Source organism: Chitinibacter sp. FCG-7 (genome assembly GCF_040047665.1).
GTDB lineage: Bacteria > Pseudomonadota > Gammaproteobacteria > Burkholderiales > Chitinibacteraceae > Chitinibacter > Chitinibacter mangrovi.
This window is the reverse complement of the sequence record NZ_CP157355.1, coordinates 1288709-1302726: the sequence shown is the minus strand read 5'-3', so window position 1 is coordinate 1302726 and position 14018 is coordinate 1288709. Positions and strand designations below refer to the sequence as shown.

The following is a 14018-nucleotide window of genomic DNA, read 5'->3' as shown; positions in this document are numbered from 1 at the left end:
CAAAAGCGGGCTTTGTTATTTGCATCACCTTTGCTGGCGACGCGTGAGCGGCTGGAGTTTTAAATGCTGATTTAAATCAGTTGTTTATTCGCTGCTTTTGCAGATTGAAAGCAATAAAAAACCCGCTTGAAAGCGGGTTTTTCGACGTACGGTGAAGACCTTATATGGTTTGTGTTGCAATCGCGTTGCTGCTGTGAGTAATGCGATTATTGCTGTCTACATAAATCAGCGATGGTTTGTGATTGTGCAGCTCGTCATCGCTGTAATCGGCAAACGTGGCAATAATCAGCAAGTCGCCCACCTGGGCGTGGCGAGCGGCTGAGCCATTGACCGAAATAATGCCCGAGCCACGTTGGCCTTTAATGGCGTAGGTCGAAAAACGGGCGCCATTATTGATATTCCAGATATCAATTGCTTCGTATTCGCGGATATTGGCCGCTTCAAGCAGGTTTTCGTCAATGGCGCACGAGCCTTCGTAGTGCAATTCGGCATGCGTTGCAGTAACGCGGTGCAGTTTGGATTTAAGCATATTGCGTTGCATGGTGTTCTCCCGCTTGGGGCGTGACCCAAAAGATAGGCGCGATTATAAAACTTTGCATCAAAAAGCCAAGCGAAAGTGCATCAGCTCGCGCGATAAATCAAACATCCATCGAGCAAATATTCCCCTTCCTGGGTTCTGGCGTCTGGCGCGATGCGGTCAAATTCAAAGCGGGTGCCATCCAGAATCAGCCAGGCCGGAATGGGTTTTTCCTGAAAACGGCCCAGAGTTTCTGTCGCCCGAATAATCTCGCGCGGCTGCATGCTACTGGCAGGCGGTGTCATTCGAGCCAGCTCGGCAGCGTCTTCGCGCGCGTCCCGCTCCTCAGGCAGAGGCAGATTGCGCACCATGGCTTGCGGGGCGGTTTCGCGCTCTTGCAGCGGCAAGCTGCGCAAATACCAGTTAAACAGCAGGCGCGGCAACACCACGCGTTTGACCTGCTTTTGCGAATTGATCACGCAAGCCACGCCAAAGTCAGCGCCGCAGGAATGGCAATGCGCTTTGGCGGCAATGGCAATATGGTCTTCAACCAGCCGCGCAACGCCATTCATGTCTTTGGCGTGCAGCATGGTGCCGCAGGAAACGCAGGGTTTGGAGAATTGCTTGATTTCCTGCCCGTTGGCAAACTTCAATGGCAGAAAATCGCTAAGGCGACGATTGGGCTGCATGGGGTGGTCCTTCATGGCAGGCTGGCCTGCTGAATGTCGGGTTACGCTATGCTAACCCGACCTACATTTTTTAAATGGTGGCGATCCGGGCTTCGACGGCCAGCTCCAGATAATCAACCTTGATCAGCTGTAGTGAGACTGTCATCCCAGCCGGGAGTTCTGGCAGGCCGCCCACGCGCAAGACCAGAGGCATGCCATCAACGCGCACCAGATTTTCCTTGATCACTTGCGCGGTGAATTCGCGCATATTCTCTTGTTCTAGATAACGGATGCACCAGTAGCGCTCCATTTTGTCCTGAAAATCGGCATAAGCGGCGTACGCGGCGTCAAACGACGAAATTGCGGTAAACAGCTCGGCGTCATTTTTCTGATAGCGCGGCTTTTCATTGCGTATCATCGCCACCAGTTGTTGCTGGTTGATGAAATCGACCGCGCGGCGCAGCGGCGAGCTGGACCACATATAGCAATCAACACCGAGGCCAGCGTGCGCAGTCGGTTGAGTTGATAGTTTGACGCGGCCACCGCCTTGCGAGCGATAAATGCCGGCGATTTGCGCATCGCGTAGATTCGCTCCCCACAGGCTGTTGACCAGAATCATCAGCTCGGCAACGAGTTTATCCATTGGCGCACCACGTTTGCGCGGTACGATGCGGACGCGCTCGGCTTGGCCTTCTTCCCGATCAATATAAAAACTGTAATCAAGGCGTTGTTGCTGCGGCTGATCGGCTTTGCCGCGACGGCCTTCGAGCGCGCCAGCCAGATTCCACAGCAGCGTCAGCTCGGCTTTCCACGGATAGTCTTCGCCCTCCTTGCCGACGGTGTCTTCATTGAAATACGGCTCGATATCGTGATGGCGCAGATTGGCGACCACGGGCACGCGCTCGATCAGCGAGCGATGGCTGATGATGTCGTAGCCGAGCGAGACTTCCAGATACATCGACACCGCCGGGCGCGCCGCGCCTTCTTGCAATGTGAATACTTCGACTGCGTCGTCGGGCAGCATGGTGATTTTGTCGCCGGGGAAATACACGGTCGACAAGCGATCGAGTACGACTTGATCTAGCGTTGAGCCTGGCAAAATACCGAGTACAGGTGCGGCGATGTGGATACCGACTTGCCAGTTGCCGTTGGCGAGCTTTTTCAAACTGAATGCGTCGTCAATTTCGGTCGTGCTCGCGTCGTCAATCGAGAAGGCTTGCACATCGGCAATCGGCAAATCTTCAGGCGCAAACACGGGCTCGGTCGCCGGAAAGCCACGACCTTTGGGGAAATGCTCGACCAAAAAGCCGTCGAGATGATATTGCGCCACGTCGGGAATTGCGCCCACTTTTTCTAGCAAGCGCAGCGTTGATGTTTGTGCGCTTTCAGCCGCTTGCGCCAGTGCTTTGTATTCGAGGCTGTTTTTGTCGGGGCGATGTATTAGTCTAGAGATCTTTTCCTGCAAGGCTTGTGGCAAGATACCTGCCAGAAGATCAGCTTCCCACGCAGCCATTTGCTCGGCTTCACGCGCTTTGCGCTCCAGTCCGGCAATCGCCGCTTTCAGGTTTTCTTCGGGTGCAGCTTTGTAGCGGCCTTTGCCTTTGCGATAAAAATACATCGGCGCGGTATGCAGCGCGATGGCCGCGGCGGCTTGCTGGGTCAGGCTGGGGTTGGCACCAAAGTATTCGGCGGCAATTTCGGCAAAGCCAAATTCATCTTGCCCGCAGCATTCCCACAGGAAATTGACATCAACTTCGGCGGCGAGGCTCTGTGCCGATTTGAAAAAATCGTCGAGGCTGATGCGATCAAAACGCAGTAGCACATTGGCGGTTTTGATTTTGCTGCGTTTGCCGCGTGCGTCTTCCACTTGCATGCTGGCAGCCTGCTCATCATTGATGCTGGCGACTTTAAAGCTGCCATCTTCCTCGTAAAAAACATTCATCGCGATTATCAACCGTTGCGCCAAGGCCAAAACCGGCAATTATATCAAAGCCATTCCTCTGATGTTTTAAAAACTCGGGCTCTGTTGACGTTTGGTTGACCAATACGCTGGCGTGGTGTTTGTGCTGTTTTTACGCCCGAGCATGGCAAATTATGGCTAAATCAGCGACAATCTCGAAAATAACTCGAGAATGTCTAATCTTGTCAGTTCAGCCGCAATCCGCCACGGTGCATCCAGCCCAGACGCAGCCTGCCCCGCGACTTTTTGATCGTCGCGTGGTGAGTAGCGAGCTGCGCTTTGCGCTGGCCGAAACATCGGCCGGAGGCAGCAAGCTGGTGATGCTGGTGGGCGAGCCCGGCTCGGGTAAAACCCAGCAGGCGCATGATTTATTGCCCTTTGTTCGCCAGCGCGGCGGCATGCTGATTGAAAGCCGGATTGAATCGCTCAACTGGAGCAAACCGCTCGATAGTCTGCTGCTTGGTTTAAGCCAGCTCAGCCAGCCGCTGACGCGCCAGCTGGGTAATCCCGGATTGAGCGGGCAGGAGGCCGTGCTGGAGCTGTCGCGCCGCCTGGGCCTGATCCAGCAGATTGATACCGATATTGATTTATCGCTGGCGCTGCACCTGCATCTGCTGGTGGGCGAGCTGCTGGTTTATGCCAGCCAGCAACTCAAGCCACTGGTCTGGATTATCGACGATGTGGATTTGCTCGATCAGGATGCGCTGGCGCTGCTTGATTATCTGATTGAACACCGCAGCAGCCCGTATCTGATGTTTCTGTTGTGTGTGCGTGATGAGCATTTGCCCGCGACACAGCGCTGGAAAGCCTTGCCGCATTGCCAGGTCTTTCCGCTGGCGCCGTTTAGCGTGCGCGATACCGTCGCCTGGCTGATCGAAGAGCAAAACCTGAACCCGCGGCTGGCAGCAGAAATTGCGCCTTTTTTGCAGCAAACCTGTCAGGGCAATTTGCAGCTGTGTCGCTTTTTGCTCGATAGCCTGGCTGCACACAATTTGCTGGGCGTGGTGCCCGAATCGCAATGGCAGCAGCGTATCCAGCAGATTTCACTGCAATTGCGCACGCCCGAGGCCGAGGCTTATTTTCGTGAGCAATTACTCTCGCTGACCGAAACCGGGCTGGAAATCCTGCAAAGCGCCAGCCTGATCGGCATGGAGTTTGATGCCCGGCTTTTGCACGATTATCTGAGTACCAGTGCGGTACAGGAGCATCTGTATCTGGCGCAAAAGCAGGGCTTGATCGAGGTGCTATCAGGCGATATCTGGCGCTTTGTGCACCCGCATCTGCTGCGTCTGGCGCAGCATACTTTCGAGCAGCAAACCGAAGCCGATCTGCACGCACGTCTGGCGCAGCGGATGATGAAGTTTCCCAATTTTGTTCTGCAGGCGCTGCGCCATGCGCAGCAAGCCGGGCAGTTGATGACGCCCCAGGACAAAATCCGCTTTGCCCACCAATCGCTCGACGTTGCCGCGCAAGCCGTACAGCAGGGCAGCCCCATGCACGCTGGGCAGATCTTGGAGCAATTGCTGGCCTTGCTGGGCGAATCGGTCTGGAGCGAGCAGCCGCAGCTCAGCGAGCAGATTGTCGAAATCTGGTGTGCCAGCTGGCAAGAGCCCGCGCAACTGCAAGACGCTACCGTGCTGCTGAACAATCTGTCTGCCGCAGCCAGCCCGCGCCTCACGGCCATGCTGGCCAGTACGCAGCTGCGTCTGGCGCTGCTGGGGCATGACTATCCGCTGGCCTTTGCCGCCGCCGAGCTGGGCCTCAAATCGCTGGGCATGAAAATGTCGATGAGCGGCAGCACGCCGCAGCTGCTTAGCCTGTTGCTGCAATGGGCATGGTGGCAATACGCTGCTGGCAAGCAAAAAACCGATGCTGATCCGGGTATTGATTCAGATGATCCGGTAGAGCAGAAAGCCGATACCGATGCGGCGAGGCCGAATATCGAAGCCGCGCAGCAAATTTTTGCTGATCTGTTTGGCCCCTGTTTTTTTGCCCGCCCACGGCTGCTGGCGGCCATTACTCTCAAGCAATTGATACTCTCGCGCCAATATGGGGCAGGGCCGATGACGGCTGGCGCACAAATTTGCGCGGCGATGATGCTCAATGTTTTTGCCCGGTATGACGCGGCTTTTGCTGTCGCAGAAAAAGCCAATCAAATGGCCAAGGCGCAGTCTAGCGAAAGGCAGCGGCACCGCGTACCGATTCTGGATTTGGGGCTGGTTCAGCCTTGGCGGCAGAATCTGCAGCAATTGCTGCCCGATCTGTGGCGCTGGCAACAGAATGCCTATTCTTATGGTGATTTCGAGTTTGCCGGCTACGCCCATATGTTTTACATCGGGCATTCGCTACTGAATGGCAGCCCGCTGCCCCATCTGGCAAAAGAAGCGGCCAAAATCGACGAAGATTTGCGCCACACTCGCCAGCAGCACTTGTTGCCGATGTCGGCCGTGTTTCGCCAATGCTTGCACAATCTGGTACACGCCGCCGATGCGCAGCCGTGGTTGTGCGAAGGCGGGCAGTTTTCTGCCGATTCGCTGACCGAGCTGTATCGTCGGCGCGATGCGCTGAATCTGTTCAACTATTATTTGCTTACGGCGTATATGGCGAGCTTTTGTCACGCCAGCGAGGCCGCGAGCGATGCGCTCTCGCAAGCCAGACCGTATCTGGAATCGATTCGGGGCTCGGTGCTTGAGGCGCAATACCGCTATCTGTCTGCGCTCAATCTTTGCCTGGAACCTGGTCGGCGGGGCTGGTGGTGGCGGCGGCAGATCACGCGTGCCATCGCTCGCCTGAAAGGCTGGGCCGCACAAAACCCGAGCATGTTTGCCAGCCCGCTCGCTTTGCTGCAAGCTCAGTTTGCCAGCGCCAGACAGCAGTACGACGAGGCGCAGCACTATTTCCACGCCGCAATCGAGGCCGCCCGGGTGAACCAGCATCACCATGAATACGGCATGGCGGCCCTGCACTATGGTCGCTTTCTGCTGGGGCGGCACCATTTTCACCACGCCCGCCAGATGCTCAAGCTGGCCATCGAGCACTACGATCTATGGGGGGCGGCAGGTATCTCGGCACAAATTCGGCGCGAGTTCGGTGCATTTCTGAATAAAAAAGCCAAGTCTTGAGACTTGGCTTTTTTTATCTGGTTCAGATTGAGGTGCTATTGGGTATATGGCTGAAACTCAATTCAGATTTGGCTTTTAGCCATATACCTATGTTAATTACGCGTCGCCCAATTGCGCCAGTAGCTCGGTTTGATGCTCATTGATCAAGGCTTGTGTCAGCTCAGTCAAATCGCCGTCCATGATGTAGTCGAGTTTATACAGCGTCAGATTAATCCGGTGATCGGTCATTCGCCCTTGCGGGAAATTGTAGGTGCGGATGCGCTCGGAGCGATCACCCGAGCCGATCAGTGATTTACGTTCGGCCGCTTCCTTGCTTTGGATCTCGCGCAGTTGCGCATCTTTAATCCGTGCCGACAGTACGGCCAGCGCGCGCGCCTTGTTTTTGTGCTGTGAGCGATCGTCCTGACACTCGACGATAATGCCGGTCGGGATATGCACCACGCGTACGGCCGAATCGGTTTTATTAATGTGCTGACCACCCGCGCCGCTGGCGCGGAAAGTATCAATGCGCAAATCGGCCGGGTTGATATTCACCTCTTCCAGTTCATCCGCTTCCGGCATCACCGCCACGGTACACGCCGAGGTGTGAATCCGGCCTTGTGTTTCGGTCGCCGGTACGCGCTGTACACGGTGGCCGCCGGACTCAAATTTGAGCTTGGAATACGCGCCAAGGCCGACGATGCGCGCGATGATTTCCTTGTAGCCGCCCAGATCGGATTCATTGGCCGACATGATTTCCACCTGCCAGCGGTTGCGCTCGGCATAGCGGCTATACATGCGGAATAGGTCGGCGGCAAACAGCGCCGATTCGTCGCCACCCGTGCCAGCGCGGATCTCCAGAAAAATATTGCGCTCGTCGTTCGGGTCTTTCGGCAGCAAGGCTTTTTGCAGATCGAGGTCAAGTTGCTCTAGTCTGGCCTTGCCGTCTTTGATTTCTTCGGCCGCCATTTCAGCCATTTCCGGGTCGGCCAGCATCTCTTGCGCATCAGCCAGATCAGCGTTAATGCGGTTAAATTCGTGCCATAGCTCGACCACCGGCGTCAGCTCGCTAAATTCGCGGTTCAGTTTGCGATATTGATCCATATCGCGGGTGGCTTCTTCGGAAGCCAAAAGGCCACCCACTTCTTCGAGCCGGTCGGCCAATTGCGCCAGTTTGGCGAGGATTGATGGTTTCATTGTTGTTCCGGTGAGGAGTGAGGAGTGGGTGTGAGGAGAAAACCTCAAATCACCTGCTCATCACCCGAAATTATGACTTCAAGACGTTGGCGCTTGGGGATATATCCTGACACCTCACGCCTCACTGATTAATCAATATCTAATCAATATCCTGCAGGCGGTACAGGCGGCGCACCAGATTGACCAGTGCCTCCTGTTCGTCGGCGGGGGCGCCATTGAGCGCGGCCAGCGGGGCGTGCAGGAATTTATTGCTGATCTGCTGCGCCAGCTGCTCCAGTACCAGTTGCGGGTCCTGGCCATTGGCGAGCTTTTTCTGCGCCCGCTGTACTTCGCTGCGGGCGATGCGGTCGGCATGATCACGCAAATCGCGGATGGTGGGCACCACGGCGCGGCTGGCTAACCAGCTGTCAAATTCTTTGACCTTTTCGCTGATCATTGTTTCGGCGCTGTTCACTTCCATGCTGCGCGAGGCCATGCCTTCCTGTACCACCTGCGCCAGATCATCGACCGTGTACAAATAGGCGTCGGCCAATTCGCCCACTTCGCTTTCCACATCACGCGGCACCGCCAGATCGACGATAAACATCGGCCGACGGCGGCGCTGCTTGAGTGCGCGCTCGATCATGCCTTTGCCGACGATAGGCAGCGGTGCTGCGGTCGATGTCACCACCACGTCGAATTCGTGAATGCGCTCGGGTAAATCGCTGAGCAAAATCGCCTCGCCCCCCAGCTCGCTGGCCAATTCCTGGCCGCGTTCCAGCGTGCGGTTGGCAACTACCATCTTACAGGGGGACTGGGCGGCAAAATGCGTGGCGCAGAGCGCGATCATTTCGCCCGCACCGATAAATAACACTTTGCACTCGGCAATGGTCGGGAAAATCCGTTCGGCTAGCCGAACTGACGCTGCTGCCATCGAGACGGAGGCCGCACCGATGCGCGTGCGGGTTCTGACTTCCTTGGCGGTGGAAAAAGCACGCTGGAAAACACCATTGAGTAGCGTGCCCAGCGTGCCCGCTTCACGCGCGGTGCGCTCGGCGTCTTTAAGCTGGCCCAGAATCTGCGTTTCGCCCACCACCATTGAATCGAGTCCACAGGCGACGCGATACGCATGCCGCGCAGCTTCGGTGCCTTGATGAATATACAGGTGGGGGGTAATGCTCTGTAGGTCTTGATGGCGATTTTCTGCCAGCCAATACTTCACTGCATCCAAATCGCGGGCGTGACAGTACAGCTCGGTGCGATTACAGGTAGAGACAATCGCGGCTTCAAACACGCCTTTCAGACTCACCAGCTCGGCCAGCGCGACGTTCATCTCGTCCGGATTAAAGGCAAGCCGCTCCCGTACTGCGACAGGCGCAGTCTGGTAGTTAAGCCCTAAAACGACGAGATTCATGGTGCCGGATAATCGCTGCAAGAGTGCATCGGCTTTGCCGCCGAAAAGCCGGATAGCAAAGCAAATGAAAGACAAAAGAGCGCTATTTTACCCTGAAATCAGGCCTTTGGTGACGAATGTCACGGCAAAAGCCTTACCCCTTTGGGCTTAGTGCAGTTTCAGCGTTGGGCGGGCAACCCGGCGCAGCTTGTCGCCTATCCACAACAGCCCTGCGAGCACCCAGCCGTGGACGGCGGCCTGATGCAGGCGGTAGAGCGAGGCATAAATCAGCTTTGCACCGCGGCCTTCGACATAATAATTGCGCTGCGGGCCGACAATCGCGGCCAGGCTGCCAACGGCGGTGTGCTTGCCCAATGAGACCATCATGCCTTGTGGCTTGAAGACAAAAGGCGTGATCTCGCGGCCATTGAGCTTTCTGATCAGCGCGTCAGCCAGCCAGCTGGCTTGCTGGTGGGCAACCTGCGCGGTGGCCGCCAGCTGCGGGCCGCCTTCGCCGTCGCTGGCCGCGGCGCAGTCGCCAATGGCAAACACATTCGGGTCGGTCTGCGTTTGCAGGCAGGTGGTCACTTCGATTTGATTATTGCGATTGGTCGCCAGACCCAGGCCGGATAACCAGTCTGCTGCTTTAACGCCAGCGGCCCAGACGCGGATCATCGCCTTGAGCTGCTGGCCGTCGGCCAGCGTAAAGCCGCTGTCTGAGACTGCGGCCACGCGCGCATTGCACGCGACCATAATGCCGCGCTGCGCCAGCGCTTCGGTGGCGTAGTGTGATAGTGATTCGGGCGCGCCGGACAGAATGCGTGGCGCGCCTTCAATAATGGTGATTTCCAGCTGCGCCGGGCTTAGATTGGCGCCGTAGTTATGCATCTCGCGGATGGTGTGGTCGATTTCGGCGGCCAGCTCGACACCGGTGGCGCCGCCGCCGACAATGCCGATGGTCAGCTTGCTTGCACCGTGGCCGCTGGCGCCGACGGCAAATGACAAATCCAGAATCCGGCGCCGCAAGCGCTCGGCATCGCTGGGCGTATTCAGGAACATGCAGTGTTCCTGCGCGCCTGGCGTGCCAAAGTCGTTGGCGATCGCGCCCAATGCCAGTACCAGTGTGTCGTAGCAGATTTCGCGCTCGCCGGTGAGGATATCGCCCTGCGCATCGCGCACTGCGGCCAGCGTGATGGTTTTGCGCTCGCGATCAACGCCTTGCATCCAGCCAAATTCAAACTGATAGCCATTACGGTAAGCATGGCCAAAGTAATTGACTTCGTCTTCGCCGGTATTGAGCGCGCCGGTGGCCACTTCGTGCAGCAGCGGTTTCCAGATATGCGTCGGTGAGCCATCGACCAGAATGATGTTGGCCTTTTTCTTGCCACCGAGTTCACGGCCAAGTTTGGTGGCCAGTTCAAGACCGCCTGCGCCACCGCCGACAATCACAATTCTGTGTAATGGTTTGCTCATTCTGGTTTACCTTTTGGGTGGAAAGAACGGCCGCTCTTTTTGGGTAGACTCATCGCTTTGATCGAGAGATGCAATCAGATATTAGCAGTAATCAAGTACAAAAAGCCCGTTAGCATTCACTAACGGGCTTTTTGTGTGAGCCATTTTAGAACCCCAATAAGCGCGCGGATTGGTAAAACACAAACGACACCATCCACGCCAAACCCAGCGACCAGCTCATCGAAAACGCGGTGTAGAGGCTGGATTTGGATTCTTTCTTGATCGCGGCAATCGCCGACACGCACGGAATATAAATCAGCGAGAACAGCATAAAACTGTACGCCGAAACGGGGTCCAGTGTGTGCGAGAGCTGGGTGGCCAGCGCGGCACCTTCGTGGCCGGTGATGACCGACAGTGCACCAAGTACCACTTCCTTGGCGACAAAGCCGAAAATCAGCGCAATCGACAGCGTTGATTCAATCCCAATTGGGCGCAGCACCGGCGCGAGAAAATCGGAAATGATCGCTGCGTAGCTGTGTTGCGGGTTGGGGAAATTGGTCAGCAGCCAGACCAGCACGACGCCGAGTACGATCATCGTTGTGGCCAGACGCAGGAAGTCGCGTGCTTCGCCCCAGCCGCGCCGCCAGATATGGGTCAGCAGCGGCAGGCGATACGGTGGTAATTCCAGCGCAAAAGGCTCGCTCGATTTGAATTTTGATTTGAACAGCACCGCAGTGAACATCGCGATCAGGATACTGGCCAGATACAGCGAGAGCACGACCCACGGCGCATGTGTCGGGCTAAAGAGCGCGCCGCTTAAAAACAGGAAAATCTGTAGCCGCGCCGAGCACAGTGAGAATGGAATTGTCAGCATCGTCAGCAGTCGCGCCTTGTGATCACGGATGACGCGCGTTCCCATAATTGCCGGCACATTGCAACCAAAACCCATCATCAGCATGACAAAGCCACGGCCATCGAGCCCCATCCGGCTCATCAGCCCGTCCATCATAAAAGCGGCGCGGGCGAAATAGCCCGAATCTTCGATGACCGACATCAGGCAGAAGAATAAAAAGATAATCGGCGCAAAGGTCAGCACCGTGCTCACGCCGTCAAACAGCCCACTGATGATAACGCCTTGCCAGAATGAAGGCAGGCTCGCGGTGGCGGGAACGAGTGCATTGTCTTTAAACCAGGTGAGGCCCGCTTCGAGCAAATCTTGCAATGGCGTACCGATGGCGTAGGTGAGCTGGAACAAGGTCAGCATCATCAGTACAAACAGCGGCAAACCCAGCCATGGATGCAAGACGAAGCGATCCAGTCTGGCCGTTGCGCTCTCGTTGAGTGTCGGCGCTTGCTGCACGCAGCGATCAAACAGCTGCTTTTCCTGTGCGTGCAAGATGCTTGAATCGTTTGTATGGGGTATATGGTTGAAGTCTATTTGTTCTGCTACCTGGCTGAATATACCCTCAATGGCTTTCTTGCTCTCGGCAAGGCCTTGGCCATATTTGGCGCTGAGCAATTGCACTGGCGCCCCCAGCGCTGTACTCAGTGTGGCGACGTCGATGCTGATTCCAGCGCGTTTGGCCTCATCATGCATATTCAGGCAAATGATCAGTGGCGCGCCAAGTGCTTTGAGCTGCAAAGCCAGCGCCAGCTGACGATCAAGCTGGCAGGCGTTGAGTACCAGCACCACGGCGTCGAGTTTGGCCTCGCTTAAAAAACGCTGCGCAACTTGCTCGTCCTCCGCGCCGCCGGTCAGATCATAAATACCCGGCAGATCGAACACCTGCACCATTTGCGCGCCGAGCAGAATCCGGCTTGAAGCCAACTCAACGGTGAGCCCCGGCCAGTTGGCGACGCGTGCCGTTCCGCCGGTCAGGCGATTAAATAAAGTCGATTTGCCCGTATTGGGCATGCCAACCAGCGCGATGCGTTTCATGCTGCCACCTCGGCAATCACGCCCAGCGGTACATTACGATTCAAAAGTTGAACTTCAATGCCTTGCGCAGCATCGCGGCGCAGCATCAGCTCGGTGCCGCCAACGCGTAATTGCAAGGGGCCACCCAGCCAGCCCCGGCGCAGCACTGTCACCGTGCTATCGAGCCGCAAGCCCAGCGCCGCAAGGCGTTGTGCCAGCTCGGGGGGAAGATTCAAAGCGCAAACCTGAGCATATTGGCCGTGGGGGAGTTGAGCGAGATTCATGATAAGCGAGACTGATTTTCATTAAGTCTGCAAATCATCTACCTGTGCTAATTGAAAATCAATCTTGTTTTGCGCAGGTTTGATCTGGATTAAGATTTGCTGCTTGTGTCACGTTGTGCGTGAATGGCAGACATAAAAAAAGCGGCCGAGGCCGCTTTGATGGATGTTGCTAAATGCATTATTTGCGGTTGATGGCGCGCCACGCGATGTCGCTGCGATATTGTGCACCGTCAAAATGGATGCCTTCCAGAATCTCATACGCGCGTTTCTGCGCCATTTTGTAGCTGTCGCCAAAGGCGGTCACACACAGTACGCGGCCACCGCTGGTGACAGGCTGGCCATCGGCGTTCAGCGCTGTACCAGCGTGGAAAACGTGGCCGTCTTCCAGCTCGCCCGGCAAGCCAGTAATGACATCGCCTTTGCGCGGTGTTTCCGGATAATTGGCCGCGGCCATCACAATGCCCAGTGCAACGCGTCGATCCCACTCGCATTCGATCTGATCGAGCGTGCCATTCACGCCGTGTTCGATCAGCGTGACGAAATCGGATTTCAAACGCAACATAATCGGCTGCGTTTCCGGGTCGCCAAAGCGGCAGTTAAATTCCAGTGTTTTCAGGCTGCCATCTTCAGACACCATCAGGCCAGCGTACAAAAAGCCCGTGTATTCGATGCCGTCTTTGGCCATGCCTTGTACGGTAGGAATAATCACTTCGCGCAATGCCCGGGCATGTATCTCCGGCGTCACCACTGGCGCCGGGCTATACGCGCCCATACCCCCGGTGTTCGGGCCTTCGTCGCCATCAAGCAGGCGTTTGTGATCCTGACTTGATGCCATCGCCAGCACGTTTTTGCCGTCAACCATCACGATAAAGCTGGCTTCTTCGCCGGTGAGGAATTCTTCAATTACCACGCGCGCGCCAGCGTCGCCGAGCTTGTTGTCGGACAACATCGCATCAACGGCGTCGTGTGCCTCGGTCAAAGTCATGGCCACGACCACGCCTTTACCAGCCGCCAGACCGTCGGCCTTGATCACAATCGGCGCGCCTTTGGCGTCGATGTAGGCGTGTGCTTTAGCCGCATCGGCAAAGGTTTCGTAATCGGCAGTGGGAATGCCGTGGCGTTTCATAAACGCTTTGGCAAAGTCTTTGGATGATTCAAGCTGTGCACCGGCTTGCGTCGGGCCAAAGATTTTCAGGCCTGCGGCGCGGAAAGCATCGACCACGCCTTGCGACAAGGGCGCTTCCGGGCCAACCACGGTGAGCACAATGTTTTCGGTTTTGGCAAACTCCACCAGCGCCGCAATATCGGTGATATTGACGTTGGTGAGCGTTTTGTCGAGCGCAGTGCCCGCATTGCCCGGCGCAACAAAAACTTTGCTCGCGCGTTCCGATTGCGCCAGCTTCCACGCCAGCGCGTGTTCGCGGCCGCCAGAGCCGATGACCAGAATATTCATGGTTTTTCCTGTGAGGTGTGAGGTGTGAGGTGTGAGGTGAAAACCCCGCAGCTCGACACGCACAAGCCAATTAAATGATTTAGATTTCTAACGCGT

At 56.4% G+C, this 14018-nt stretch carries 10 protein-coding genes; 1 reads left to right on the top strand and 9 read right to left on the bottom strand.

Annotated elements, in window-relative coordinates; all coding sequences use genetic code 11:
* Nucleotides 1-160 precede the first annotated feature (160 nt).
* From panD to ABHF33_RS06015, 3 genes are all read right to left on the bottom strand, one after another.
* Nucleotides 161-541, bottom strand: a complete 381-nt coding sequence (gene panD, locus ABHF33_RS06025; RefSeq protein ID WP_348946067.1) for an aspartate 1-decarboxylase — start codon at nucleotides 539-541, stop codon at nucleotides 161-163.
* Between the two features lie 80 nt (nucleotides 542-621).
* Nucleotides 622-1206, bottom strand: a complete 585-nt coding sequence (locus tag ABHF33_RS06020) for a hypothetical protein (RefSeq protein WP_348946066.1) — start codon at nucleotides 1204-1206, stop codon at nucleotides 622-624.
* A 70-nt stretch (nucleotides 1207-1276) separates the two neighbouring features.
* Nucleotides 1277-3127 (bottom strand): ribonuclease catalytic domain-containing protein, encoded by a 1851-nt coding sequence (locus ABHF33_RS06015; protein ID WP_348946065.1) that lies wholly within the window; start codon nucleotides 3125-3127, stop codon nucleotides 1277-1279.
* 200 nt (nucleotides 3128-3327) lie between these two features.
* Here ABHF33_RS06015 and ABHF33_RS06010 point away from each other — a divergent pair, with 200 nt between their 5' ends.
* Nucleotides 3328-6267, top strand: a complete 2940-nt coding sequence (locus ABHF33_RS06010; protein WP_348946064.1) for an AAA family ATPase — start codon at nucleotides 3328-3330, stop codon at nucleotides 6265-6267.
* Between the two features lie 96 nt (nucleotides 6268-6363).
* Here ABHF33_RS06010 and prfA read toward each other — a convergent pair whose 3' ends face one another.
* From prfA to purD, 6 genes are all read right to left on the bottom strand, one after another.
* Entirely contained in the window at nucleotides 6364-7443 is a 1080-nt protein-coding gene (gene prfA / locus ABHF33_RS06005) for a peptide chain release factor 1 (protein ID WP_348946063.1), read from the bottom strand.
* A gap of 139 nt (nucleotides 7444-7582) precedes the next feature.
* Nucleotides 7583-8836 carry a glutamyl-tRNA reductase gene (gene hemA / locus ABHF33_RS06000; RefSeq protein WP_348946062.1) on the bottom strand — a complete coding sequence of 418 codons (1254 nt, stop codon included), beginning with the start codon at nucleotides 8834-8836 and terminating at the stop codon, nucleotides 7583-7585.
* A 147-nt stretch (nucleotides 8837-8983) separates the two neighbouring features.
* Nucleotides 8984-10288: an NAD(P)/FAD-dependent oxidoreductase gene (locus ABHF33_RS05995; protein ID WP_348946061.1), complete on the bottom strand. Its 1305-nt coding sequence runs from the start codon at nucleotides 10286-10288 to the stop codon at nucleotides 8984-8986.
* A gap of 145 nt (nucleotides 10289-10433) precedes the next feature.
* The gene (gene feoB, locus ABHF33_RS05990) at nucleotides 10434-12206 is read right to left on the bottom strand and encodes a ferrous iron transport protein B (protein ID WP_348946060.1); all 1773 of its coding nucleotides are present in this window, start codon (nucleotides 12204-12206) and stop codon (nucleotides 10434-10436) included.
* A complete protein-coding gene (locus tag ABHF33_RS05985; RefSeq protein ID WP_348946059.1) occupies nucleotides 12203-12469 on the bottom strand; it encodes a FeoA family protein in 267 nt (88 codons plus the stop codon). Before ABHF33_RS05985 ends, feoB begins: the two co-directional genes overlap by 4 nt.
* A 178-nt stretch (nucleotides 12470-12647) precedes the next feature.
* Nucleotides 12648-13922, bottom strand: a complete 1275-nt coding sequence (gene purD, locus ABHF33_RS05980) for a phosphoribosylamine--glycine ligase (RefSeq protein ID WP_348946058.1) — start codon at nucleotides 13920-13922, stop codon at nucleotides 12648-12650.
* Nucleotides 13923-14018: the final 96 nt, after the last annotated feature.

Coding starts and splice junctions, on each gene's coding strand:
- panD (WP_348946067.1), bottom strand. CDS start 541: ATGCAACGCAATATGCTTAAATCCAAACTGCACCGCGTTACTGCAACG.
- ABHF33_RS06020 (WP_348946066.1), bottom strand. CDS start 1,206: ATGCAGCCCAATCGTCGCCTTAGCGATTTTCTGCCATTGAAGTTTGCC.
- ABHF33_RS06015 (WP_348946065.1), bottom strand. CDS start 3,127: ATGAATGTTTTTTACGAGGAAGATGGCAGCTTTAAAGTCGCCAGCATC.
- prfA (WP_348946063.1), bottom strand. CDS start 7,443: ATGAAACCATCAATCCTCGCCAAACTGGCGCAATTGGCCGACCGGCTC.
- hemA (WP_348946062.1), bottom strand. CDS start 8,836: ATGAATCTCGTCGTTTTAGGGCTTAACTACCAGACTGCGCCTGTCGCA.
- ABHF33_RS05995 (WP_348946061.1), bottom strand. CDS start 10,288: ATGAGCAAACCATTACACAGAATTGTGATTGTCGGCGGTGGCGCAGGC.
- feoB (WP_348946060.1), bottom strand. CDS start 12,206: ATGAAACGCATCGCGCTGGTTGGCATGCCCAATACGGGCAAATCGACT.
- ABHF33_RS05985 (WP_348946059.1), bottom strand. CDS start 12,469: ATGAATCTCGCTCAACTCCCCCACGGCCAATATGCTCAGGTTTGCGCT.
- purD (WP_348946058.1), bottom strand. CDS start 13,922: ATGAATATTCTGGTCATCGGCTCTGGCGGCCGCGAACACGCGCTGGCG.